The following is a 22,962-nucleotide window of genomic DNA, read 5'->3' as shown; positions in this document are numbered from 1 at the left end:
TTCTAATTCAGTCAGCAGTATAGTGACGACTTGTTTGTGTGAAGAGTGCCACTCATGGGTGAGCGAAGAGGTCTTGACCTTCAGGCGTCAAGCTTAATGATCGTATTGTGTTTAGTCTGGGGTTTACAGCAAATTGTCTTGAAACTTGCAGCTACTGATATTAGTCCTCTGATGCAAATCGCATTGCGCTGTGGTTTGGCAACCTTGCTTGTCGTTCCATTATTGTATCGACAACGAGTGCAACAACTGTTCAATTACCGTTATGTTGTTCCTGGAATTTGGTTAGCCTTTTTATTTTCTGCAGAATTTTATTTGGTTGCTGAGGCACTCAGGTACACCAGTGCTGCGCACACTGTTGTTCTGCTCTATACCGCGCCTATTTTTGTGGCTTTAGGCTTACATTGGAAAGTCAAAGCTGAAAAATTGAATAATCTGCAGTGGTTTGGTATTTGTTTCGCATTTCTTGGCATCGCTTATACTTTTTTAGTGCGTGATCAAGCTCAAAGTCAACTCAACCATATTTTATGGGGAGATTTTCTTGCTCTAATGGCAGGGATGATGTGGGCATTGACTACGATTTCTTTAAAATTTTCAAAGCTTTCTGAGGCGCCTCCCACTCAAACATTATTTTATCAATTGCTAGGGGGCTTTATTTTTTTATTACCTTTAGCTTTTTGGACTGGACAAGCAGATGTACGCTGGTCACAACTGGCGTTTCTGAGCTTAACATTTCATGCGGTTGTCATGTCTTTTTTAAGTTTGCTGCTATGGTTTTGGTTGTTACGAACTTATTTAGCAAATGGCTTAGGTGTGTTTTCGTTTTTGACTCCCATGTTCGGCATGTTGTTTGGTGTCTGGCTGTTAGATGAGGAGATCGAAACGAGTTTCTTGGTCGGATCTTGTATGGTTCTTGCAGGGATTATGATTGTGTCTTTGCACCGCTATTTGAGAATTTATCTTGATCGAATCAGCGCAAGAATTGGAGCATTCCATTGAATCAGTACACATGGCTAGGATTAAGCTCAATTTTGATTTGGGCCTCGTTGGTTGCGGTAGTGAAGCTTGTAACTGAATCATTAAGTCCGGTACAGGCGGTGGCGCTGATCTATAGTTTTAGTGCATTGTTCATGTTATGGAAGAATGGTTTTCCCAAGCTTTCACTCATGCCTAAAAAATACCTATTGGGCTGTGGTGCTCTTTTTGTTGGCTATGAGATCCTGTTTTTAATTTCGATTGCACTCTCAACGCATCGAGAACAGGTATTAATCATTGCAATGATTAATTATCTTTGGCCTCCTTTGCTGATTGTATTTTCGATTCTTGCACGGCAATTGAGCGCGAATATTTGGGTGATTGCTGGCTTTGCATGTGCCATTCTTGGGTTAATGATGGTTGTTAATCCAGATATTCTCGAGCCGAAACGGATATTGGTGGCCGTGCTTGAAAATCCATTGGCGTACTCATTTGCTTTTATTGGCGCGGTGCTATGGCCTTTGTACAGTATATTGACCAAGAAATATGCAGAAGGTCATAATGCTGTTCCGTTTCTTTTTCTAATGACTGCAGTTGGGTTGTGGGCTGTACATTTTGTGATGCGAGAACTCTTTGTTGAGCTGAATTTGATGACATGGCTGATGGTTGTAGTCATTGGCAGCTTAATTGGCTTGGCTTACAGCAATTGGAACCAAAGCATGCAATATGGACATCTCAAAATTTTAATTTTGGCAACGTATTTTATGCCCATTTTTTCAAGTCTGATGTCGATGCTGATTCTAGATGTGCAACCTCTAATAAGCTTTTGGATCGGTTGTGTCTTGGTGACCTTAGGCGCACTTATTTGTTGGCAATCTACACGTCCATATAATCCATCTATGAAATAAGAAAAAGACCTATAGAGGTCTTTTCTTATTGCAATAGTTTATTTTTCTTCAAGTATGGTCGATAGCGGTACGGAGAGCTTCGCAGCCAGATAATCATCAGCTTCAATCAGTGCAGGACCAATACGGTTCATCCATACGTCATCTTCATGGATTTGTCCGATATCATTTTTATCAGGCAGCGTATAAGGTAATGATTTATAAAATGACCAAAAATCAAGATGATCTAAATTTCTAACCAAAACATATTCATTATTATCTGTACGTTTAATAATATTCTGCTGTTCCAATAGATTGACATATTTAGGCCAGCGGCCAATTTCACCGCGTCCTAAAATATCAAGTGCCTCCAGATCAGTTACGGTTTTACCTTGTTTTTGTTTTTTATAGAATAACTCAAGCATATCTAGAAGCATGAGAATTGGATGGCGCGTTTCAGTTTTACCTGTATGAAATGCTGTGAGAGCATAACTTATCTCAACACCAAGCAGTACGATGTTCCAAGATAGATAAATCCACAACAGGAAAATTGGAACCGCTGCAAAAGCACCGTAAACCAATTGATAACTGGTAAAGTTAGTCATCACGAAGCCGAATAAATTTTTCAGTAACTCGAAGGTAACAGCACTAAAAATCGCAGCAATCATGGCTGCTTTTATTGGAACAGAGCGGTTTGGAATTGTCCAATACAATGCAAAAAAACCAAATGCGGTGAGTGCAAATGAGATGACCCATAAAATAAACGTGCCATTCAATTCATAACCTGCAAAATTATTGCTTAAGATGTTCATAGACGCTAAAGTCGATGAAATCACAAAAGCCGAACCCAGCAGGATAGGTCCCAGTGAAATGATGGTCCAATAGCGCATAAAACCAATAATGCCATTACGCGTTTCTGTCACACGCCAAATACGATTGAATGCTGTCTCAATGCTAGTGAGCATCATTACTGTGGTAAAGAATAAAAACAGCACACCAATAATGGTTAAGTTGCTCGAATTGTCAGTAAATGCATTCAATGCTTTGTCAAACGCGATACTGGTTTTAGGCAGAAAATTACTGTAGATCAATTGTTGTAATTGTTGCCGAGCAGGTTCTAATGCTTTAATCGATGAAATGATAACCAAGAATACGGTCAACATCGGCACGACAGCGAAAAGTGTGGTGTAAGTTAAAGAGCCTGCTTGCTCACGACAATTGTTAGTTTCAAAGCGTCGTAGTACAAACAAAATAAACTGAAACCATGTTTTATTGTAGAAAGGTAACTTTTTTAAGATTTCCGCCATAAATAATGAGTCTCGAGTATTTTTTAGTTAAAATTCTGTACGTTCGTTGCACAGCTTAACCAAATTTTAAAAAAAATACCGTATAGTTTTCTTTTTTCATTGGATGATCTTTTTATGCAAGCATATGTTCTAGTTTTGTATTACAGCAAATATGGTTCAACCAAGGAAATGGCACATTTAATTGCTCAAGGAATTGAATCTACTGGAATGCTTGCGAAAATTAGAACAGTTCCACAGTTGGCAACAGTGGTGACCGAAGCAGCACCAAGTATTCCAGAGGAGGGCGATATTTATGCGACTTTGGATGATCTTCAACATTGTTCGGGACTTGCATTAGGATCACCCACTCGATTTGGCAATATGGCATCAGAAATGAAATATTTTTGGGACCAAACAACGAGCTTATGGCTCAATGGTGCATTGCATAATAAACCTGCTTGTGTGTTTGGTTCATCGGGGTCTATGCACGGCGGGCAGGAAAGTACATTACTGACCATGTTGCCACCTTTGTTTCATCATGGAATGCTGATTTTAGGTTTAACCAATGCCAATCCAGCTTTATCAAATACAAAATCAGGTGGGACACCCTATGGTGCTACACATGTCAGTGGTCCTAGACACGATCAATCTCTAAGCCAAGATGAAAAATCACTATGTATCGAGCAAGGGAAACGATTAGGTGAAGTGGCGTTGCAAATGTTAAAGAAATAATTTTAAAGATTATTTTATCAGGCATAAAAAAGTGAGCTTCTCGCTCACTTTTATTTTGAAATATGTTTTTGTTCAAACCGGTGTTTGCACTTTTTGCATTGGTAATCGAGGAAAACATTCTTATCGACGATTTCTCCCGCTTTTTTTCCAAAACGATGACCTAAAAAGCCACCAGTCACACCGACACTGATTGCGCCAACAAAAGTACCAATTGTGCCACCCATGATTACACCTAAAGGGCCCGCAACAGCACCAATGGAAGCACCAATAGAAGCACCTGATGCAGCACCACCCACAGTACCCGCAGTCGTACCCGCTGCGGAAAGAAGAACACCACCTGTTTTTTGCAGTAATTGTTCATGGTTGCGTTTTTCAATATCAGTTGAACCGCATTTTGGGCAGTGTATTTCTAAGTTTTCAGTCATTTAGGATTGCTCTAATCTATACATCCATTTATTTCAAAGATTCTAGCATTGCACTTAAAGTTGCAACATGGCCGAATGTAGAAAAACTGTAATGCCAGATAAAATAAAAAATTGATTTCAAAATAGATTAATTTAATTTTTAAGGATAAAACCGTATTTTATGAGCAGGATGGCTTAGATCTTGAACTGAATAACTAAGCGCAAATAGTGATTTAATTTTTTTCGAAGTTTGGCTTATTTTTTTATTCCAATCAAAAAAATTACCAAGACAATGAAAAAATTATTTGTACTAAGTACTATTGTGACATTGAGTTTTAGCCTCATTGCATGCTCAAAAGAAAAGCCTACTGATCTTAAGGGGCAAGATGAATCAAATGAAAAATTAACAACCTTGAATATTGGCTATCAAAAAGCGGCGCTTAAATTCATCGTTGCAAAACAAAATAAAACTTTTGAGCAGGCATTTCCTGGTGTGAAAATTCAATGGAAAGAATTCCCGGCAGGTCCTCAAACACTAGAAGCATTAAATGTCGGTGCTATAGATGTGGGGTATACAGGGGATACACCTGTAATTTTCGCACTTTCTGCAGGTAAACCAATTCAATATTTAGCTTATGAAAATGGATCTAAAAACTCACATAGCTTGCTCTTGCCCAAAGACAGCACGATTCAAAGCTTAAAGGATCTAAAAGGTAAGCGCATTGGTGTTACACAAGGTTCAAGTGCGCATTACTTTCTCTCACAAATATTAGATCAAGCTCAATTGAGCTGGTCTGATATTCAACCCGTCTGGTTAACGCCTGCAGATGCACGAGCTGCTATTGATAAAAAATCACTCGATGCTTGGGCGATTTGGGATCCTTATGCAAGTGCTGCTTCGCTTAAAGGTGATACACGTGTTCTTATTGATTCAAAAGCTTTGCCATTGGCATATAGCTTCTATTTGTCTTCACCAAAATTTTTAAAACAACATGCGGTTGAAGCCCAAAAATTTGTGCAAACATTAAATCAAGTAGATGATTGGATCAATCAACACCCAGATCAAGCCGCAAAAATTTTGGCGCAAAGTACAAGCTTGGACGAAAATATTACCAAACTGGTTTTAGAAAAAAGAAATATTCCTGCTTATGCCAAACTGGTCGATACAGATACAGTCACGGCGCAACAAAAAATTGCAGATTTGTTTTATCAACTTAAACTCATTCCGAATGCCGTGTCTTTAAAAGATCATGTGTGGACTGGGCAAGACTAAGTGATTGAACGTGAATCATATTTTTATAGACGCATAAGTATCCAATTTAAATGATTTCAAAAGCATTCATCTTTCAGTCATTAATACAATGAAGTATTAGAAAGATGAGTGCATCATGACTCAACCATTAAAACAAAGCTTAAACGCATTTCCTATTCTGAATTTAAGTCAATTTGATCAATCATCAACTCAAGCAGATTTTCTGCAACGACTTGCACATATCGCCAAGGATATTGGTTTTTTTTATTTGACGGGTCATGGCATTCCAACTGAAAAAATTTCAGAGATTCAGCGTATTACTCGGCAGTTTTTTTCGCTGCCACAAGAACAAAAAGATGAAATCGCTATGATTCATTCCCCGCATTTTCGAGGGTATAGTCGAGTAAATGCCGAAGTTACACGTCTGCAACCTGATTTTAGAGAACAAATAGACATTGGTTTTGAACTAGCAGCATTAGAACCTGAAACTGGACCGACATGGAGACGTTTACAGGGACCAAATCAGTGGCCTTCGAATTGGCCTGAGTTTCAACGCGTAGTCACCGCATGGCAACGAGATCTCAGACAAGTTGCAATTAAATTATTAAAAGCCTTGTTGCTTTCATTGGGGCAGCAGGACACAGCACTTGATCAATTGATTACAGGCAGTCCACATGAACTACTCAAGCTGATTCATTATCCCCCAATTGATCAAATGAATCATCAGGGTGTAGGGCCTCATAAAGACTCCAATATTTTAACTTTACTTTTACAAGACCAGATCGGAGGACTTCAGGGCTTAAGTCAAGGCAAATGGATTGAAGTACCATTTGTTGAATACGCATTTGTCGTCAATATCGGTGAGGTTTTAGAGCTTGCCACAAATGGATATTTGATTGCAAATCAACATCGAGTCATATCTCCAACGAATGCAGATCGGTATTCGGTTGCTTATTTTCTTTCTCCCAATTTATTTGCTGGTGAAATTCCACTTTTAAATCTTGCAGATAATTTAAAAGCGCTTGCACAAGGACCAGAGACAGATCCGCTGAATCCTTTACTGAGAAATGTAGGAGAAAACTGTATCAAAGGACGACTTAGATCTCATCTAGACGTTACAGAAAAATATTATCCAGCACAATTTAAACAACTCAAACAATCAACAACAATATCGAGTAAATCATGAAGTCAAAATACGCCCAATTTTTATTTATTATTTTTGCAATTCTCATTATCAGTGCATGTAGTGCTCAACCTGAACCTCAAAAAACAAAGCAAACACAACAAACAATCGTGATAGGATCACATGGATCGGATGTTGATATTTGGAGATATATCGCGGATTCTGATCAGGCGAAAACAGCAAATGTTGACATTGAGGTGAAAGAAATTAATGACGGTGTGGCTTTGAATCAAGCTTTGCTCGATGGTGAAATTGATGTAAATGCATTTCAATCTTGGGCGTATTTCAAAGAATTTAATGACTTGAATCATCTGAAGCTTGCTGTCTTGGCGACCACTTATTTAGAGCCTATGGGTTTATATTCTCAAAACTACAAGTCATTAATTGCTTTGCCTGATCGGGCCTTAATTGCAATTCCAAATGATGTGGCGAATACAGCACGTGCATTAAGGTTATTAGAGCGTGCTCAGCTAATTATACTTAAGCCTGATTTTAATACGATTTCTGGAACTCTTGAAAGTATCCAGTCAAATCCGAAATCACTTCAATTTAAATTGGTCAAAGGTGCACAACTCCCACGTGTCTTGTCTGAGGTGGATTTAGCCGCAATTGGAAATACTATTGCTCTGGAAAGTGGACTAAATGTAATAACAAATGCGATATTTAAAGAAGAGGTCACTGATAAAGCTTTAGAAAATGTCAATATACTGGCAGTGCGTAAAGACCGATTGAATGATCCAAAATTTCAAAAACTTTCAAATCTTTACCATCAGCCTTACGTTGAGGATTATATTCAAAAGCATTTTGGTGGTACAAAATTGGGCATTCAACTAGATCCTGCCACATTAAAATAAAAAAAGCGCCGTTAGGCGCTTTTTTTAATGTTCAAAATTATTCTTGAACAAAAGTCACTGTCCCATTTGCAAGTGATTCAACACGAGCAAGTGACTCAACTCGGTAACCTTTTTCAAGTAAAAGATCACGGCCAGGTTGGAACGACTTTTCAATCACGATACCAATCCCGACAACCTCAGCTTCAGCTTGGTGAATCAAATCAGCTAAACCTAAAGCTGCTTGTCCATTCGCAAGAAAGTCATCGATCACAAGAACCTTATCTGTTGCTGCAATGTGCTTCTTAGAAATAGCAATTGTGCTTTCTACTTGCTTTGTAAAAGAGAATACTTTTGAACGATATAAATCATCTTTTAAAGTTAAAGATTGATACTTACGTGCAAAAATTACCGGTACACCAAGTTCCAAGCCAGCCATCACAGCAGGTGCGATACCTGAAGCTTCAATTGTGATGATTTTGGTGATGCCTGCATCTTTGAATAGACGAGCAAATTCTTGACCAATTTGTTGCATCATCACTGGGTCGATTTGGTGGTTTAGAAAAGAATCAACTTTTAAAACCTGATCAGATAGAACGATACCTTCGTTTAAGATTTTCTGTTCTAGTGCGTACACGGGAGAATCCTCTAGGGCAGGTGCCTTTTTAAGCAAAGACGTATTTTAAAAAGCATCTGCAAAAAAGCAAGTAAAAAATGCCTTAATTTTGTGGACCGTTATACCCTGTCAGTAAGAGCCCGTATGAAGATTTCTTATCTTGGTGTGTGACTTTCACTGGTAGATAGTCCAATTTCGGAGACAGCCAAAAAATCGTTTCACGACCTGGTTTATCATGTTTCATCACCACCTTGATGGTATCAAACGTGCCGTACTTGGTTTCCACTTTTTCAGTGCCTTGTTTGACGAATCGACGTGATTCAACTTCTTTAGCATCTGCAATCCAATATTGCGATTTTAAACCGTTATTTTTGAGGTCTTCACGAATTTGCAATTCTGCATTTAACTCATCCAGTACACCAGATTTCCATGCAAATGAGCGTTGCTCTTTATCTTTGGTGGTGTTAATGATTTTGGCACTCGGATTAAATTTAATGCTCATTGTATTGTTATGAACTAAAATTTTACTGGTGCGACTGAAATTGGATGATTGAATCTGATTATTGTTGAATGTGAAGTTACTGGTTTCAGTCGCTGAAGCAATACCACCTGCTTTAGCTGCAAAAACGTAATTCCATGTGTTACCTGATTTTTTCAAGGTTCGTGTTGCTGACCCCAAGTTTTTACCATTGTATGCAAACTGATAAGAGGCTTGGAAGGGCGTCATGGCAAGCGCTTGACTTGAATAGCCTGTGAAAAGCACGGCTGTACCTACACTTGCAATCACACTCAAAGTTTTAAACGATTTAAATGCCATAAATATTTTCCTTTACCTTCGTATCGAAGGATCACTTGAAGTTTTATTATCTCTGATAAATAAGGAGAAATAATCAATAATCACAGTGAAAATGTATTTTTCTGTAGCTTAAGCTTTATGACGACATCAAAACGCTGCGCTCTAGTCGTCCTTTTGTTTAATTGGTGTAATGTGATCACTTTCCACTTCATCAGATTTCGATTTGAATCGATCAGTATTCATTTTGCTGAATAAAGCCATCAAATTTACATTACCAATCACCACCAATTCTGTTTCACGAAGTTCTGCATGGTTGACGTGTACTTTGCCCAATGTTTCAATGATCGAGCGATTTTTTCTGAGCCACTGATTTAAATCGAGATGTAAGAGATCGTCTTTGACTTTAATGACATTAAACCGCTCTAAAATCATGCCAAGTGGATCTTTACGAAGAATTTTTTGATAGAAAAATAGGGCAGAGCGGAATGCAATTTTCATCCAAAAGGTTTGAAATTTTGCTTCAATGACTTCGGTTTCACTAATTTGTTCAAATACAATCAGTTGTACATCTTTATTCAATTCCATTTGAATCAGCTTTAAATCTACAGAGAGAATGGTATAAAGCCCTTTCACATTCAAAGTGGCATAGAGTCGAAGCCAATCGTCGTGTAAATCAGCATGTAAATCTTCAAGGATGCTGACATTGTCGGTCACAAAGCGCTTGAAAGTCGCATTTAAAAAAACTTGAGAGACAGGAAATTCACGTTCTTCTTCAATAAACCCTTCAGCCTTTTGATAGACTTTACGAAATTTGTTCGCGATATTTGAAATAATCGTTGGCATAAGTGAAGTTCCATTACCTCTAAATCTTGTGAGATGTCAGCTAGTGTATATCTTGTAGGTGATTACTGCCGAAGGATAACAGCTTATCCAATTGCGATGTAATGTTTACAAAGACGTTTATTATGGTTTTGATGGTCAGGCGTTATTTAGGTTTAATCTATTGGTTTCGCATGACTTTATCTTATTTTATCTAAAGAACTTGCTCAATATTTAACTCATTTGTCTAAAATATGTCATCAATATAAAGATCAACTCGATTTATTCAGATTGATAAGCGCGCTGAATCTGACAGACCTCAATCGAATACGTGTCATACCATGATAGGCGACCTTTTTGTTGGGCATAAAGATGTTGGGTGTCTTGACGCCAAGCTTGAATATCTTCTAACCGACTCCAATAAGAAAGACTGACTTCATTATCCTTCTCTTGATAGCTTTCAAACTTTATACAATGGTAATCATGCATCGCTTTATGCCGCATTTGGCTAGCCAATATTACATATTCATCATCAATATTTTTTATTTTAGCTTTGAAGATGACAACGAAGTTCATTTTTGAATACTCATTTATTATTTTAATTTGCTTCCCGAAGAACGGGAAGCATAGACCGAAGTCATTGAGGAGTGTTATTCGTCATCCAAAAGCAGGTAAGGATTTTCAAAGCCTAGTTTTTGTAAAATCTCAATCTCAATTGCTTCCATTTCCTCAGCATCTTGTTCAGAAGTTTCATGATCATAGCCCATCAGATGTAAAGTACCGTGAACCAACATATGAGTGAAATGTGTTAATGGTGCTTTAAATTGTTCTTCTGCTTCACGAAGCACAACAGGAATACAAATCACCAGATCTCCGATAGGGAAACTGTCTAGAATTTCAGCCATTTCATCTGGTAAGTCGCTTGGAAAAGATAAAACATTGGTTGGCTTATCTTTACCACGATATTCAAGGTTAAGTTTGTGACTTTCTTCGACATCTACGCAAGCTATACCAATTTCACAATCGCTTTGTGTATCAATATGACGAAGGGTGGTTTCAATAATTTTTTTAACATACGCACGTTTGAGCACCAAGCTTGATGCTTCAAACGATTGTTGTAATGAGAGACTGAGTTTCAAAATCTTGCCTTGAGCGTGATTAGATTTAAATTACTCTGCATCTTGATGCTGAGCATCAGCAGCAGAATCATTTTCTGATATGAGTGCTTCTTGACGCGCTTTACGTTCCGCACGTGCTTCAGCAGTTAAACGATGTTGTTCACTGTCCCAACCTTCGTATGCTTCTACAATTTTTTGTACAAGCTGATGTCTTACAACATCACGTGAGTGAAAACGTGTGATATGGATTTCTTTAATCTTTTCAAGCACACGTAATGAATGTGCCAAACCAGACTGTTGTCCACGTGGTAAATCCACTTGAGTAATGTCACCGGTAATGACTGCACGCGAACCAAAACCAAGACGAGTTAAGAACATTTTCATCTGTTCTGGCGTTGTATTTTGAGCTTCATCTAAAATGACAAAGGAGTGATTGAGTGTACGACCACGCATATATGCAAGTGGCGCTACTTCAATAATTTGACGCTCAATTAATTTTGCCACTTTTTCAAAGCCAAGCATTTCATACAGGGCATCATAGAGTGGGCGTAAATAAGGATCAATTTTTTGTGATAAGTCACCTGGCAAGAAGCCAAGTTTTTCACCAGCTTCCACAGCAGGGCGAACTAAAAGAATACGTTGAATTTCATTGCGTTCAAGCATATCAACGGCAGCAGCTACAGCCAAATAGGTCTTACCTGTACCCGCTGGACCAATCCCGAAAGAAATATCACTTTGAAGAATGCGTTGTACATAGCGTTTTTGGTTGGCCCCCCGCGGATTAATGCGGCCCTTACGGGTTTGGAGCCAGACTTCATCAAGTCCTGTGTGTTCTTGATTAGGATCCAATTGTAATTCATGATCAGTCTGGCTGCCTTGAATCATTAAATGAATCAAATCAGAGCTGATTTGTTGAGAAACTTCAGCTTCGGCGTATAAGCGCTGAAGTAAGCTTTCAACTCTCTCGACTTCATCAATTCCACCGTCAATAAAAAAACTATCACCACGCTGACTGATTTTTACATCTAAACGTTGTTCAATTTGTTTCATATGACCGTTGTACGCGCCAAGCATGGTTTGTAAACGGTCCATTGAAACACCGGGAAAAGCCACTGTACGTCGAATCGCTGCAGTCAAGAGATTTCCTTTAGAGTCTATTAATCTATACCTCTACATTACGCCACGTCAGGTTCAAGATTCAAGAGTTCACCGTAAACTAAATTTAAGGTTTTAATCTCTGTAATCTCAATCTCTGCAAAGCGTCCAAGCCAAGAGGCATCACCAATAAATGTTACTAAACGTGTATTGTCTGCGGTTCCTACCAATAAGTTTGGATCGTGTTTTGAAACGCTCTCAATGAGCACACGTTGGACAGTACCAAGCATAGCATCAGTTTTTTGGATACTTGACTGCTTAATCCATTGTTGAACTTTAGCCAAGCGCTCTTTTTTAATATCTTCAGGTGTTAAATCTTCCAGCTCTGATGCTGGTGTACCAGGACGTTTCGAGTAGATGAAACTATAAGAATGATCAAAATCTAAGTCTTGAATAAATTGATATGTCTCTTCAAAGTTAGCATCAGTTTCACCAGGGAAGCCAATAATAAAGTCTGAAGACAAATGCATATCAGGGCGTACCTGGCGTAATTTAGCAATCTTATCGATATAAACGTCAATCGTGTGGTTACGCTTCATCGCCTTCAATACATCATTTGAACCACTTTGAACTGGTAAATGAAGGTGAGAAACCATCTGTGGTAGGTCACGATAGCATTGGATAAGGTCATCATTGAATTCTAATGGATGAGATGTCGTATAGCGAATACGACCAATGCCTGGAATTTCCGCCACTAGACGAAGAAGATCAGCAAACGTACAGATTTCACCTTCGAATGTTTCTCCGCGGTAACCATTTACGTTTTGACCGAGTAAAGAAACCTCACGTACGCCCTTTTCCGCAAGACCAGCAATTTCAGCAAGTACATCATCTAGGGGACGAGAGACTTCCTCACCACGAGTGTATGGCACCACGCAGAATGAACAGTATTTTGAACAGCCTTCCATAATCGATACGAAAGCTTTATAACCTTCAACGCGAGGTTCAGGTAAGAAGTCGAACTTTTCGATATCTGGAAATGAGATGTCTACCAGTTTGATTTTCTCTTTTTTCGGCTTTTCAATTTGATCCGTATGCTGATCAAGCATTTGTGGCAAACGGTGAAGTGTTTGTGGACCAAATACCATGTCGACATAAGGTGCACGTTTTTGGATATTGTCACCTTCTTGAGATGCAACACATCCACCTACACCAATCACCAAATCAGGATTTTTTTCTTTCAGCTTGCGCCAGCGACCTAATTCTGAAAATACTTTTTCTTGCGCTTTTTCACGAATTGAACAGGTATTCATTAAAAGAATATCTGCATCAGCAGGGTCTGTTGTTAATACATAACCGTGTGAATCACCTAGCAAGTCGGCCATACGATGACTGTCATACTCATTCATCTGACACCCTTGCGTTTCGATATACAGTTTTTTGACTGCACCATCGATGGCTGGGGTGTGCTGTGGCTGGGTAACAGTGTTTTCTGAGGCAGCTGGGGCACTATTCGGAATGAAGGTTTGAACCGTCATGAAGGCTCCTATCCTATAAAAAGGGATAAATATGTTCCGGTGAAGTATGGGGAAATCCCACACTCGATAAAAGCGAGCTATTTTACAGTATTTGTACTACGGGTTGAACAAATATATAAATCAGATCAAGTTTATGGATTTACAGTAAAAATACTTTAAAATAATAGTGGTTAATCAGCGCTTTACATAACAGAACAGTACTTGATCATTAGAGTATTTAAAATACATTTTAAAATTGCCAAGCGCTGCAAAAGAGTTGATCATGCAAAAAAGCATGTCCAAATGTAGCGACGAGTTAAAGTTGAGAAGAGAAGCGTGTTAAAAAAAGCAGTGAAGCAAAAACAGTTAAAACAATATTTAATGGGGCTGATAACACTAGGTTGTTTGCCCATTGCTCATGCGGCTGAAGAGCAATTTAATGAAGCGATTAAATTTGCGAACTCGGGTAATACAGCTCAGCTCGAATATTATCGTTCTGCAATGCAAAATGATGCGCTTGGATATTATCCAGAATATTGGATGTTGAATAATAATTTAGGCTTCCAACCTGCAACGAATATTATCAGCTTTGCACAGCGCTATCCTCAATCTGCAATGGCTGAAAAATTAGCTGCTGATTATGTCGAAGAAAAGGTAAAACAAGCGGATTTCAAGACAGCTCAACCTGTTTTACCTTATGTCACCAATCCTGACCAAGCTGAAAGCTGTGCGGTTGCGCAAGTACGAGCAAAAAATGGCGATACATTGGTGTACGCGGAATACAAAGATGTCTGGCTTACAACAGAGTCGCAGCCAGAATCGTGTAATGGTTTAGGTCGCTTAATGCTAAGTAGTCCCTTACTCACCACCACGGATCGTCAACAGCGCTTGTATGCGCAACTTAGAGCGGGCCAGTCTGGTCCAGCGATCGCAACAGCACAAACTCTGGGTTTAAACTTGTCATTAGCACAATTAAATCAAATTCAGGCAGATCCTTTGAATTATTTATGGTCTGCGACCAAAGGAACAACAGTAGATTATGCTTATTTGGTGTTTGCTTTAGGTCGTGCTGCAGATGCTGACTTGAACACGGCGCTTCAAAATCTTCCTCGTGTCGTGCAAGGTGTTCCTGCAGATGTTCAAAAGTATATGTACCGCACGGTGGCGTATATTGGAGGCACGACAGTGATGAAAAATAATTTTAATCCAGAAGTGCTGAAGAACTTTGATTACAGTTATGGCGTGCCTTTTACACCAGAAGAGGCTGAAATTTACGCGCGTCAAGCGATTCGTTTTGGTGAGTGGGAAAGTGTGTTGCGCGCCATAGATAGTATGAGCGTTACGCAAAAACAAGAAGATCGCTGGCAATATTGGATGGCGAGAGCGTATGAAAATCGCAAAGATCAAGCTTCCAAGCAAGCTGCAAAAAGTATTTATCAACGATTAGCTGCCGCTGGCGATGATTATCACAATCTGTTGGCAAAAGATCATTTAGGTATTCGTTATAATGAAGCACATGATCGAGCACAACCAAGCGCACAGGATATTCAACGTTTAGATCAAGATATTCACTTTAGACGTGCTTTTGCATTACGCAATATCAATGCTTCAGCAACTTACACAAACCGTGAATGGAATTGGGCTGTCCGCCAAGCTTATCTCAAGCAAGATGATGGTCTATTACTGGCTGCGGCAAAACGTGCCACAGAAATGGGGTGGTATGACCGTGCTATTTATGCGGCGGAAAGAACACTTAAACGTCATAACTATGCATATCGTTATGCGACACCACATCAAAATCTAGTGGTGACGCATAGTAAAAATGCAGGGATTGATCCTTCGTGGGCTTATGGTTTAATGCGTCAAGAAAGTCGCTTTGTAACCACGGCCCGTTCACATGTAGGTGCTGGTGGATTGATGCAAATTATGCCTGCAACAGCAAAAGATGTGGCACGAAAAATGGGTGAAACGTATAATCCTGCTGCATTATCCGATCCGAATACCAATATTCGTTATGGGACATATTACCTGTCAATGATTCAAGGTATGCTGAGTAACAGTCCAGTTCTGGCTACGGCTGGTTATAATGCAGGACTGACTAGAGCACGCCGTTGGCAACCAGAGTTCAAAAGCATTGCGGCGGATCAATACACAGAGTCAATACCACTTCATGAAACACGTGACTATGTGAAGAAAGTTATGACCAATGCTGCTCATTATGGTGTATTGCTTGGACAGGGGCCGCAAGCGATCGAAAGTCGTATGCCGCCTATTCCAGTAAGAAATACGCAATAGCATTTCAACTACTTTTGTGAGCTTTGATGAATCACACAAAACTGCTGTTTAGTCGTCAACACACTTACCTCCTCAGTAGTTTGAGCGTAGGGGCTTTGTTGTGTTCAGCAGATGTGATGGCATCAGGGAAAGGTTTACAAGGATATGTGCTTCAAGTACAGATGACACCTGCCATTTGTGCATTAGATCGAACAAAAGCGAAACACCGTAAATGCCTAGAAGGATATTCACTTACGATAAAGGGTCTTATCCCAGAAACCAGTCGTCATGATTGCCAAACGAGTTCATCTGCCACCTTGGCACCGCTACAGAAGAGGGTTGTTGCTAGGGTGATGCCTGATGAGCAGGCTAGAATTAGGCTGTGGGCCAACTATGGTGGTTGCGTTCCAATGAATGCCAGTCAGTATTTTCGTACCATTATTAATCATGCAGACCAATTAAAAGTTCCTGATTACTTAACAGGAGTGGATCGTAAAACAGTCTCTATCTCGACATTACGATCGCAATTCATCAAACTCAACCCAAAATTACCCAGCCAAGGTATTGAATTTCAATGCCAAAGCTTAAATGGTCGCCCGGTGTTAACGGGGGTTGAAATCTGTTATCGCACGAATGGTCAATTCAAGTCATGTGCGTCTGATATTGTCTCGACCTGCCCAAATACATTTGACATAGAGGGCGCCTACTAATTTATTTCCGCGAAGTTAATTTATATTTCCTATCAGACTTTTGTTGAAATTCATTCTCTTTTCAATGCATCTGTCAAAGTATTGGAGTACAATCTTCGCCGTTTATGATTATTAAGATTAGATAGAACAGCTATTTAATCGCATTGACTATCCTCTCAACTGGAGATAATTACATGAAGCAACCTGTTCGCGTTGCCGTTACTGGCGCTGCTGGTCAAATTGGTTACAGCCTTTTATTCCGTATCGCTAGCGGTGAAATGTTGGGTAAAGACCAACCAGTTATTCTTCAATTATTAGAAATTCCTGTTGAGAAAGCTCAACAAGCGCTTAAAGGCGTGATGATGGAACTTGACGACTGTGCTTTCCCATTGTTGGCTGGCATGATCGGTACTGATGATCCTAAAGTTGCATTCAAAGATGCTGACTACGCGCTTCTTGTTGGTTCACGTCCACGTGGTCCTGGTATGGAACGTGCTGACCTTCTTAAAGTCAACGGTGAAATCTTCATCGGTCAAGGTCAAGCGCTTAACGAAGTTGCTAGCCGTGACGTTAAAGTTCTTGTTGTAGGTAACCCTGCTAACACGAATGCTTATATCGCAATGAAATCTGCTCCAGATCTTCCAGCGAAAAACTTCACAGCAATGTTACGTCTTGACCACAACCGTGCGTTAACTCAACTTGCTCAAAAAGCTGGTGTTGCAGTTTCTGACATCAAAAACATGACAGTTTGGGGTAACCACTCTCCAACAATGTATGCTGACTATCGTTTTGCTAATGTAAACGGCGAAAGCTTAAAAGACAAAATCAACGATGCTGCATGGAATAAAGACGTATTCCTTCCAACTGTTGGTAAGCGTGGTGCTGCGATCATCGAAGCGCGTGGTCTTTCTTCTGCTGCTTCTGCTGCAAACGCTGCAATCGACCATATGCGCGATTGGGCTCTTGGCACAAACGGCGAATGGGTAACTATGGGTATTCCTTCTGATGGTTCTTACGGTATCCCTGAAGGCGTAATGTTCGGTTTCCCTGTAACTTGTGAAAATGGCGAGTACAAAATCGTTCAAGGTCTTGAAATTGACGAATTCAGCCGTGAGCGTATCAACTTCACGCTTAATGAGTTAGAAGAAGAACGTGCAGCGATTGCTGATATGGTTAAATAATTTAGTTTTCAACTAAATTAAAAAAGCACTCCATTGGGAGTGCTTTTTTTATGCACAAAACTTAACAATGCTTAAGAAATCCTTCTACATTGAACTTAGTATTGACATGTTATCTTGAACAAAATCATGAAAATTCAAGGAGCAATCCATGTTAGATATGGAAGTAAATCAAGAATTACTTTTTGAGCAATTGGGCCTAGATAGCTCACCTGAAGGGATTGATCACTTTATACAAACACATCGGCTTGATCCCAATACGCCGATGCATGAAGCTGATTTTTGGAACCCATCGCAACGCGATTTTATTATTAGTCATTGGAAAAAAGATAATGAATGGGCCATTGTCATTGATCAACTGAGTGAGCAACTCACAAACGACACAAAGTGATGAAAATATAATCACAAATTGAAACAATAAACCCAGACCAAAAGCTGGGTTTTTTCTTGGATTTCTTATAAGTTATTTAAATAATAATTTTATTAAAATCTGATAAGGAGAGTCTCTTGATGGAACATAAACCTTCCTTAGCGTTATTGTTTTCTCAATTGGGGTTGGCAAATAGCCCAGCGGCAATTGAACTCTATATCCGGACACATCAGCTTTCCGCTCAACAAAATTTACATGATGCGCCATTCTGGAATAAAGGTCAGCGCGACTTCTTAATTAGTCATTTAGTACAAGATGATGATTGGGCAATATGGATAGATGAACTTAATCAACAATTACATATGGATGCATATAAATTAAAAATGGCCTAAAAAAAGCCCCATTCATGGGGCTTTTTTTTAATGCACTTTAGGTTTGGTTAACTGGATAAACCATTCTTGATCATGAAATTGTTTGAAAGAAGGGTGGGTTCTTACTACATCTAAATCATGATCAATGGTTTTAAAATATTTATTCAGCCAATGGCGTGTAAGTGCTGATTCTTTACGAGAAGCACAAGCATAAGCCAGATTAAAATAAACATCACTATGGTTGGTTGACGTTAATGATTTTAAAATTTGCTGAGTGATAATCGCAAATTTTTCATCTTGAGTAATCTCAAAATACATCATGTAGGCTCTAGCTAACATCAGGGTCAGATTAATATACAAACGCATTGGCATTTCTTCAAAATCTACTCGACCTTGTTCAAGAAGAACAATCGCTTCTTGAAGAAAATGAATTTGTTCCTGACGAAGCTTACTCATACTGACCAGCTCTAAACGCAATTCAGCACGTTCAAAGGCAAGCTCAGGCGTATTTTTTTGTAAGTAAAGTTGGTCTGTTTCACCAATGCGTTGAATAATTAGCTTGGTATTAGATTGCATGGATGAGTCCTCATCAGGTTTAAAACCTATATGGAGGCAACTTCGAAAAAATAAAGCGCTAAATTAAAGTTCGTGCGGTCCTTAACCAAGCTGTAATCGAAAGACGTTGGTGGTGTGCAACAAGAACTTCATGTAATAAATCGCTTTGAAATAGAGCGATGCGATTAGGTTTAGGTTCAATAATATGCCACTGATTATTCTTATCTTGGAGCTTTAGTTGACCACCCCAATGCTGATGCCATTCCTCATGCAAATAAAAAACTGTCGACATCACACGACCATTTTTGCCTTGAGGGTTGTCTCGATGTAAAGCATAGAAATCACCAGGATTATAACAAGCGAAGTGGGCTTCGACTTCTTGAATGCCTAAATAAAATGCACGATTTAATTCCTGAGAGAGTAAATCTAAGGTTTTTATGTGTTGATGGGAAATTGATAGTTTTGGATCTAACCACAAAATGTGATCGCTGCGGATTGTGCTGACAATGCCATTTTGAATTGCTGCATTTCGAAAATCATCGAGATGGATTTGGCATTCATTTACAACGTTTTTTAAATAGCTTGGTGGGTATGCATGATCGATGATACTGAAGCCATGTTGATCTAAATCATCAAGGATTTGATCAACATTCCAATCCCCTGGGATGACAACTGCTTCCATATTTATCTCGCTATTTACTGTATAAAAAAAAGGTCAGCTATTTTAGAGTAATAATCGATTCTGAATGAAACACTTTTTCATGTTAAAATGATTGTTGATCTTAGGAATAATTGAAACATGAATTACCGTCACCATTTCCATGCTGGAAACTTTGCCGATGTCATGAAGCATGTATTGTTGCTTCAGATTTTGTCACGTCTTAATCAAAAAGATAAGCCGTATCGTTACATTGATACACATGGTGGTGCAGGTAAATACGATTTATCAACGTCTGCAGCACAGAAGTCGGGAGAGTTTTTAAATGGTATTCACCGTTTAGTTAAACTCGATGACTCAATTAAGCGTAATGCCCCTGAAGGTGTTAAGCAATATCTTAAAGTTGTAGAAGATATGCGTGCAGGTGCCGGAAAAGGCGCTTATCCGGGTTCGCCATGGTTCGCTTTGGAAGGAATGCGCGAAACAGATAAAGCAACAATTTTTGAGATGCAACGAGATGTATTTCAGCAACTTTATATGAATGTGCGTGATCGTCGTGCAGGTTTGCATGAGCGTGATGCTTATGAAGGTTTGCTCGGTGTGATTCCTCCTAAAGAAAAACGTGGATTGGTCATGATTGATCCACCATATGAGGTGGAGCGAAAGGATTTTCCGCAGTTGGTTGAACTCATTGCTACGGCATATAAAAAATGGCCTACAGGCGTATTTGCAATTTGGTACCCAATTAAAGATCGCGCAATGATTGATCGTTTTGAGAAAAAAATGATTAAGACTGGTATTCGCCGCCAATTGGTTTGTGAAGTATGTGTATGGCCAGACGATACACCTGTAGGATTAAACGGTTGTGGTTTATTGGTGATTAATCCACCTTGGAAGTTTTCTGAAGATGCAGATGAAGCATTGCAATGGCTTTTCCCGCACTTAAGAATGAGTGAAAATGGTGGTCATGCTGCCGTTCGTTGGTTGGTCGGCGAATAAGAATATTGAGAGATAAGGCTACAGTTAGGACGAATGACAATGACAAATATAAATAAACCTGAAACTGAATCTTCTCCAAGAAATGTTCCGGGCTTTGATGGTATTACTTTCGAAGTTGAAGAAGAGGAACATACGCAAGAAGGGCAAAAGGTTAAGCGTCGTGGGATTTATCTGTGGCCAAATCTGATTACTACTGCGGCATTGTTGTCAGGGTTTTACTCAATTATTGCAAGTATGAATGGCGAATTCACACAAGCTATTTATGCCATTTTTATCGCTGCTTTATTTGATGGTTTAGATGGTCGGGTCGCACGAGCAATTGGAGCGCAAAGCCCTTTTGGTGAGCAGTTTGATTCATTATCAGATATGTTGGCATTTGGTGTTGCGCCTGCAATTTTGATGTATAGCTGGAGCCTCCATGATCTAGGTCGAATCGGTTTGGCTGCATGTTTTGTCTATACTGCTTGTGCTGCATTCCGATTGGCACGTTTCAATGTGCAAATAGGTGTGGTTGATAAACGCTATTTTATTGGTGTAGCTAGTCCTCTAGCCGCAGTAATGATCATTTCTTTGGTTTGGGTGGGGCGTGATTTCCCTGAAATTTTTGTCCTATCTGATCCAATGATTCAGACGATAAATGCAGTCATTATTATTGCAGTTGGCTTGCTGATGATTTCGAATATTAAATACTATTCGTTTAAAACCGTAGATCGTAAACGTGTGCCGTTTGCAGTCTTGCCTATTGTTGTATTTATCTTTGCTGCGATTACATACAATATTCCTGTCGGTATTTTAGTGCTTTCGATTATTTATGCACTTTCAGGTTTCGTCACTACATTTTTGGCTCGAGAAAAAACAATATAAATAAAAAAGGAGTTTGATATGCAGTTGTTGATGAGTTTAGCGGACGATTCAAAACAGCTCAATCAGGCTCCTTTTCCTCTTCGGTTGGATTATCACGGTCCACGAGGAATCTATAAAATTATCCATCAAGGATTGATGATTCCAGGATTACCATCTCCACTTCATTATTTTAATTTTTTAACCATTATCGGCCAGCCGAATGTTCCAATGCTGCGTAATGATTATGCAATTAAAACAAGAGCCTTGGATACTGTTTCACTCATTACGAGCATTAGTCCACATATGGTTGGACATTTTCATGGTTATTCAATCATTAATGATTGCGAGATTAAAGAGAATAAATTTGTATTCGGACAAAGAGAGCAACTAGAAGGCTCAATCCCAAACTTCAAATTAATAAGAAAGGACAATGAACTTTCCGTTGATCTGAATATTCAAACTCAACCAATTATTTCGCACTTTACCAAACTAAAATTAGGTTTATTTGATCACTGGTCATTAGTGTGTCAATGCAAAGGAACAGTAACCTATAAAGAACAAACATATAAAATTGACCAGTTAGGATCATTTGAATTTGCTAGAGCGATCAATATTCCTTATCTACCACTTCATTTTTTTACCTATCAGATTATTAATTTGATTGATCAAAGGCAGTTACTTCTTGCTCATATACGTAATGGTTTAAATCAAATTGTACAATCAAGAATGTATTTAAGAGATTTAAAAACTCAGACATCTGAAATGTTTGATGATGTTTATTTCAAAGTTCATCGTGTATACCCAAAAGTAAAAACCCCTAATGGGCATGAGATGTATTTAGCGCGCGTATTTGAATGGTCATTTGAAAATAAAAAAAGAAAAATAATCGTGAAAGGTGAAAGTCGTGGAGATTTTAAATTCGGTGTTGCCGCAGGTTATGTCGGTAGTTTTAGTTATGAGGTGCAGATTGACGGAATTCAAGAAGAGGGGCAATCTGGGTATTGTGAATATATAGATTGCCGTAGTTTAAAGTGGCAAGAAATTAATAAAGATGAAAAATTAATGGATAATTTTGCAAGTATTGTGCCATGCACGCTTAAAAAATAGCTAAAAAAGCATAAAAATCACGTAAATTGAACAATAAATATCCAGTTAATCATATTTTATTTAAATATTTAAAAAAACATGGTTGCATTGGATATGAAATGCTGTAGAATGCACATCCATCGGCGGTGATGTTGATTAAAACTTGTTGAAAAACAAGGATTTAGCTGAATAGGTTGGATCTAAGTTTTGAGAATAAGTTAGAAAATAAATTAACATTTCTAGTTGACTTTCTGAAAAGAAAGGGTAATATAGCCGACCTAGCTTGATGCTGACGAAGCATTAAGAAGATCATTAAGAGATTATGAAGAACAACTTGTGTGGATTTTTACTGGTTGATTGATCGATATATATTATCATTGATTGATGGTAGAAATTTCTCGAAGTTTATTTGAGCAAATTTTTTGTCAGTAATTG

At 38.8% G+C, this 22,962-nt stretch carries 25 protein-coding genes; 14 read left to right on the top strand and 11 right to left on the bottom strand.

What is annotated here, in order from left to right; genetic code table 11:
- Positions 1–54: 54 nt before the first annotated feature.
- Positions 55–996 (top strand): DMT family transporter, encoded by a 942-nt coding sequence (locus BMW42_RS11660; protein ID WP_092768060.1) that lies wholly within the window; start codon positions 55–57, stop codon positions 994–996.
- Positions 993–1,880, top strand: a complete 888-nt coding sequence (gene yddG, locus BMW42_RS11655) for an aromatic amino acid DMT transporter YddG (protein WP_228143126.1) — start codon at positions 993–995, stop codon at positions 1,878–1,880. Before BMW42_RS11660 ends, yddG begins: the two co-directional genes overlap by 4 nt.
- 38 nt (positions 1,881–1,918) lie before the next feature.
- Here yddG and BMW42_RS11650 read toward each other — a convergent pair whose 3' ends face one another.
- Positions 1,919–3,163, bottom strand: coding sequence for a YihY family inner membrane protein (locus BMW42_RS11650; RefSeq protein ID WP_035265206.1), 1,245 nt, complete (start codon positions 3,161–3,163; stop codon positions 1,919–1,921).
- Positions 3,164–3,277: 114 nt separating this feature from the next.
- Here BMW42_RS11650 and wrbA point away from each other — a divergent pair, with 114 nt between their 5' ends.
- Positions 3,278–3,874, top strand: a complete 597-nt coding sequence (gene wrbA, locus BMW42_RS11645) for an NAD(P)H:quinone oxidoreductase (protein ID WP_035265209.1) — start codon at positions 3,278–3,280, stop codon at positions 3,872–3,874.
- Between the two features lie 50 nt (positions 3,875–3,924).
- Here the strand turns inward: wrbA and BMW42_RS11640 are convergent, their stop codons facing one another.
- Positions 3,925–4,299 (bottom strand): hypothetical protein, encoded by a 375-nt coding sequence (locus BMW42_RS11640; protein ID WP_035265212.1) that lies wholly within the window; start codon positions 4,297–4,299, stop codon positions 3,925–3,927.
- A gap of 271 nt (positions 4,300–4,570) precedes the next feature.
- On the opposite strand from BMW42_RS11640, the gene BMW42_RS11635 reads away from it, so the two are divergent.
- From BMW42_RS11635 to BMW42_RS11625, 3 genes are all read left to right on the top strand, one after another.
- Positions 4,571–5,551 (top strand): aliphatic sulfonate ABC transporter substrate-binding protein, encoded by a 981-nt coding sequence (locus BMW42_RS11635; RefSeq protein WP_092768056.1) that lies wholly within the window; start codon positions 4,571–4,573, stop codon positions 5,549–5,551.
- A 115-nt stretch (positions 5,552–5,666) separates the two neighbouring features.
- On the top strand, positions 5,667–6,716 hold the full coding sequence (locus BMW42_RS11630) for an isopenicillin N synthase family dioxygenase (RefSeq protein WP_092768054.1): 1,050 nt from the start codon (positions 5,667–5,669) through the stop codon (positions 6,714–6,716).
- Positions 6,713–7,567 (top strand): MetQ/NlpA family ABC transporter substrate-binding protein, encoded by an 855-nt coding sequence (locus BMW42_RS11625; RefSeq protein WP_092768052.1) that lies wholly within the window; start codon positions 6,713–6,715, stop codon positions 7,565–7,567. The genes BMW42_RS11630 and BMW42_RS11625 overlap by 4 nt, the downstream gene beginning before the upstream one ends.
- 37 nt (positions 7,568–7,604) lie before the next feature.
- Here BMW42_RS11625 and BMW42_RS11620 read toward each other — a convergent pair whose 3' ends face one another.
- From BMW42_RS11620 to miaB, 7 genes are all read right to left on the bottom strand, one after another.
- A complete protein-coding gene (locus tag BMW42_RS11620; RefSeq protein ID WP_035265221.1) occupies positions 7,605–8,180 on the bottom strand; it encodes a xanthine phosphoribosyltransferase in 576 nt (191 codons plus the stop codon).
- An 82-nt stretch (positions 8,181–8,262) separates the two neighbouring features.
- The gene (locus BMW42_RS11615) at positions 8,263–8,976 is read right to left on the bottom strand and encodes a DUF3108 domain-containing protein (protein WP_092768050.1); all 714 of its coding nucleotides are present in this window, start codon (positions 8,974–8,976) and stop codon (positions 8,263–8,265) included.
- Between the two features lie 141 nt (positions 8,977–9,117).
- Positions 9,118–9,798, bottom strand: coding sequence for a hypothetical protein (locus BMW42_RS11610; protein ID WP_092768048.1), 681 nt, complete (start codon positions 9,796–9,798; stop codon positions 9,118–9,120).
- Between the two features lie 258 nt (positions 9,799–10,056).
- The gene (locus BMW42_RS11605; RefSeq protein ID WP_092768046.1) at positions 10,057–10,350 is read right to left on the bottom strand and encodes an antibiotic biosynthesis monooxygenase family protein; all 294 of its coding nucleotides are present in this window, start codon (positions 10,348–10,350) and stop codon (positions 10,057–10,059) included.
- Positions 10,351–10,424: 74 nt separating this feature from the next.
- Positions 10,425–10,913 carry an rRNA maturation RNase YbeY gene (gene ybeY / locus BMW42_RS11600; RefSeq protein WP_035269880.1) on the bottom strand — a complete coding sequence of 163 codons (489 nt, stop codon included), beginning with the start codon at positions 10,911–10,913 and terminating at the stop codon, positions 10,425–10,427.
- A gap of 30 nt (positions 10,914–10,943) precedes the next feature.
- Positions 10,944–12,029 (bottom strand): PhoH family protein, encoded by a 1,086-nt coding sequence (locus BMW42_RS11595; RefSeq protein WP_092768044.1) that lies wholly within the window; start codon positions 12,027–12,029, stop codon positions 10,944–10,946.
- 38 nt (positions 12,030–12,067) lie between these two features.
- Entirely contained in the window at positions 12,068–13,525 is a 1,458-nt protein-coding gene (gene miaB / locus BMW42_RS11590; protein WP_092768042.1) for a tRNA (N6-isopentenyl adenosine(37)-C2)-methylthiotransferase MiaB, read from the bottom strand.
- A 360-nt stretch (positions 13,526–13,885) separates the two neighbouring features.
- Here miaB and BMW42_RS11585 point away from each other — a divergent pair, with 360 nt between their 5' ends.
- The 5 genes from BMW42_RS11585 (at position 13,886) to BMW42_RS11565 (ending at position 18,407) form a co-directional block, all read left to right on the top strand.
- Entirely contained in the window at positions 13,886–15,799 is a 1,914-nt protein-coding gene (locus BMW42_RS11585) for a lytic transglycosylase domain-containing protein (protein ID WP_213032617.1), read from the top strand.
- A 26-nt stretch (positions 15,800–15,825) separates the two neighbouring features.
- On the top strand, positions 15,826–16,488 hold the full coding sequence (locus BMW42_RS11580; protein WP_143047415.1) for a ribonuclease T2 family protein: 663 nt from the start codon (positions 15,826–15,828) through the stop codon (positions 16,486–16,488).
- Between the two features lie 173 nt (positions 16,489–16,661).
- Positions 16,662–17,648 (top strand): malate dehydrogenase, encoded by a 987-nt coding sequence (locus BMW42_RS11575; RefSeq protein ID WP_035269892.1) that lies wholly within the window; start codon positions 16,662–16,664, stop codon positions 17,646–17,648.
- A gap of 148 nt (positions 17,649–17,796) precedes the next feature.
- Positions 17,797–18,036, top strand: coding sequence for a DUF2789 family protein (locus tag BMW42_RS11570; RefSeq protein WP_035269893.1), 240 nt, complete (start codon positions 17,797–17,799; stop codon positions 18,034–18,036).
- 119 nt (positions 18,037–18,155) lie between these two features.
- Positions 18,156–18,407 (top strand): DUF2789 family protein, encoded by a 252-nt coding sequence (locus tag BMW42_RS11565; RefSeq protein ID WP_035269894.1) that lies wholly within the window; start codon positions 18,156–18,158, stop codon positions 18,405–18,407.
- A 27-nt stretch (positions 18,408–18,434) separates the two neighbouring features.
- On the opposite strand, the gene BMW42_RS11560 is transcribed toward BMW42_RS11565, so the two are convergent.
- Both BMW42_RS11560 and BMW42_RS11555 read right to left on the bottom strand, forming a co-directional pair.
- A complete protein-coding gene (locus tag BMW42_RS11560; RefSeq protein ID WP_092768038.1) occupies positions 18,435–18,962 on the bottom strand; it encodes a hypothetical protein in 528 nt (175 codons plus the stop codon).
- 58 nt (positions 18,963–19,020) lie between these two features.
- Positions 19,021–19,623 carry a 2OG-Fe(II) oxygenase gene (locus BMW42_RS11555; protein WP_092768036.1) on the bottom strand — a complete coding sequence of 201 codons (603 nt, stop codon included), beginning with the start codon at positions 19,621–19,623 and terminating at the stop codon, positions 19,021–19,023.
- Between the two features lie 117 nt (positions 19,624–19,740).
- Here BMW42_RS11555 and BMW42_RS11550 point away from each other — a divergent pair, with 117 nt between their 5' ends.
- Genes BMW42_RS11550 through BMW42_RS11540 form a run of 3 tightly spaced genes read left to right on the top strand, consistent with a single transcriptional unit; the run spans position 19,741 to position 22,548 of the window.
- Positions 19,741–20,598, top strand: a complete 858-nt coding sequence (locus tag BMW42_RS11550; RefSeq protein ID WP_092768034.1) for a 23S rRNA (adenine(2030)-N(6))-methyltransferase RlmJ — start codon at positions 19,741–19,743, stop codon at positions 20,596–20,598.
- Between the two features lie 39 nt (positions 20,599–20,637).
- A complete protein-coding gene (pssA, locus tag BMW42_RS11545; protein WP_035269898.1) occupies positions 20,638–21,462 on the top strand; it encodes a CDP-diacylglycerol--serine O-phosphatidyltransferase in 825 nt (274 codons plus the stop codon).
- An 18-nt stretch (positions 21,463–21,480) separates the two neighbouring features.
- Positions 21,481–22,548 (top strand): DUF6670 family protein, encoded by a 1,068-nt coding sequence (locus BMW42_RS11540; RefSeq protein WP_092768032.1) that lies wholly within the window; start codon positions 21,481–21,483, stop codon positions 22,546–22,548.
- Positions 22,549–22,962: the final 414 nt, after the last annotated feature.

This window comes from Acinetobacter sp. DSM 11652 (assembly GCF_900109815.1).
Lineage (GTDB): Bacteria > Pseudomonadota > Gammaproteobacteria > Pseudomonadales > Moraxellaceae > Acinetobacter.
Note: the sequence above shows the minus strand (reverse complement) of the source record. Positions and strands in the feature narration are given on the sequence as shown.

Excerpts from the sequence above, each read along its gene's own strand:
- BMW42_RS11660 (WP_092768060.1), top strand. The coding sequence starts at position 55 with ATGGGTGAGCGAAGAGGTCTTGACCTTCAGGCGTCAAGCTTAATGATC.
- BMW42_RS11650 (WP_035265206.1), bottom strand. The coding sequence starts at position 3,163 with ATGGCGGAAATCTTAAAAAAGTTACCTTTCTACAATAAAACATGGTTT.
- wrbA (WP_035265209.1), top strand. The coding sequence starts at position 3,278 with ATGCAAGCATATGTTCTAGTTTTGTATTACAGCAAATATGGTTCAACC.
- BMW42_RS11640 (WP_035265212.1), bottom strand. The coding sequence starts at position 4,299 with ATGACTGAAAACTTAGAAATACACTGCCCAAAATGCGGTTCAACTGAT.
- BMW42_RS11635 (WP_092768056.1), top strand. The coding sequence starts at position 4,571 with ATGAAAAAATTATTTGTACTAAGTACTATTGTGACATTGAGTTTTAGC.
- BMW42_RS11630 (WP_092768054.1), top strand. The coding sequence starts at position 5,667 with ATGACTCAACCATTAAAACAAAGCTTAAACGCATTTCCTATTCTGAAT.
- BMW42_RS11625 (WP_092768052.1), top strand. The coding sequence starts at position 6,713 with ATGAAGTCAAAATACGCCCAATTTTTATTTATTATTTTTGCAATTCTC.
- BMW42_RS11615 (WP_092768050.1), bottom strand. The coding sequence starts at position 8,976 with ATGGCATTTAAATCGTTTAAAACTTTGAGTGTGATTGCAAGTGTAGGT.
- BMW42_RS11610 (WP_092768048.1), bottom strand. The coding sequence starts at position 9,798 with ATGCCAACGATTATTTCAAATATCGCGAACAAATTTCGTAAAGTCTAT.
- BMW42_RS11605 (WP_092768046.1), bottom strand. The coding sequence starts at position 10,350 with ATGAACTTCGTTGTCATCTTCAAAGCTAAAATAAAAAATATTGATGAT.
- miaB (WP_092768042.1), bottom strand. The coding sequence starts at position 13,525 with ATGACGGTTCAAACCTTCATTCCGAATAGTGCCCCAGCTGCCTCAGAA.
- BMW42_RS11585 (WP_213032617.1), top strand. The coding sequence starts at position 13,886 with ATGGGGCTGATAACACTAGGTTGTTTGCCCATTGCTCATGCGGCTGAA.
- BMW42_RS11580 (WP_143047415.1), top strand. The coding sequence starts at position 15,826 with ATGAATCACACAAAACTGCTGTTTAGTCGTCAACACACTTACCTCCTC.
- BMW42_RS11575 (WP_035269892.1), top strand. The coding sequence starts at position 16,662 with ATGAAGCAACCTGTTCGCGTTGCCGTTACTGGCGCTGCTGGTCAAATT.
- BMW42_RS11570 (WP_035269893.1), top strand. The coding sequence starts at position 17,797 with ATGTTAGATATGGAAGTAAATCAAGAATTACTTTTTGAGCAATTGGGC.
- BMW42_RS11565 (WP_035269894.1), top strand. The coding sequence starts at position 18,156 with ATGGAACATAAACCTTCCTTAGCGTTATTGTTTTCTCAATTGGGGTTG.
- BMW42_RS11560 (WP_092768038.1), bottom strand. The coding sequence starts at position 18,962 with ATGCAATCTAATACCAAGCTAATTATTCAACGCATTGGTGAAACAGAC.
- BMW42_RS11555 (WP_092768036.1), bottom strand. The coding sequence starts at position 19,623 with ATGGAAGCAGTTGTCATCCCAGGGGATTGGAATGTTGATCAAATCCTT.
- BMW42_RS11550 (WP_092768034.1), top strand. The coding sequence starts at position 19,741 with ATGAATTACCGTCACCATTTCCATGCTGGAAACTTTGCCGATGTCATG.
- pssA (WP_035269898.1), top strand. The coding sequence starts at position 20,638 with ATGACAAATATAAATAAACCTGAAACTGAATCTTCTCCAAGAAATGTT.
- BMW42_RS11540 (WP_092768032.1), top strand. The coding sequence starts at position 21,481 with ATGCAGTTGTTGATGAGTTTAGCGGACGATTCAAAACAGCTCAATCAG.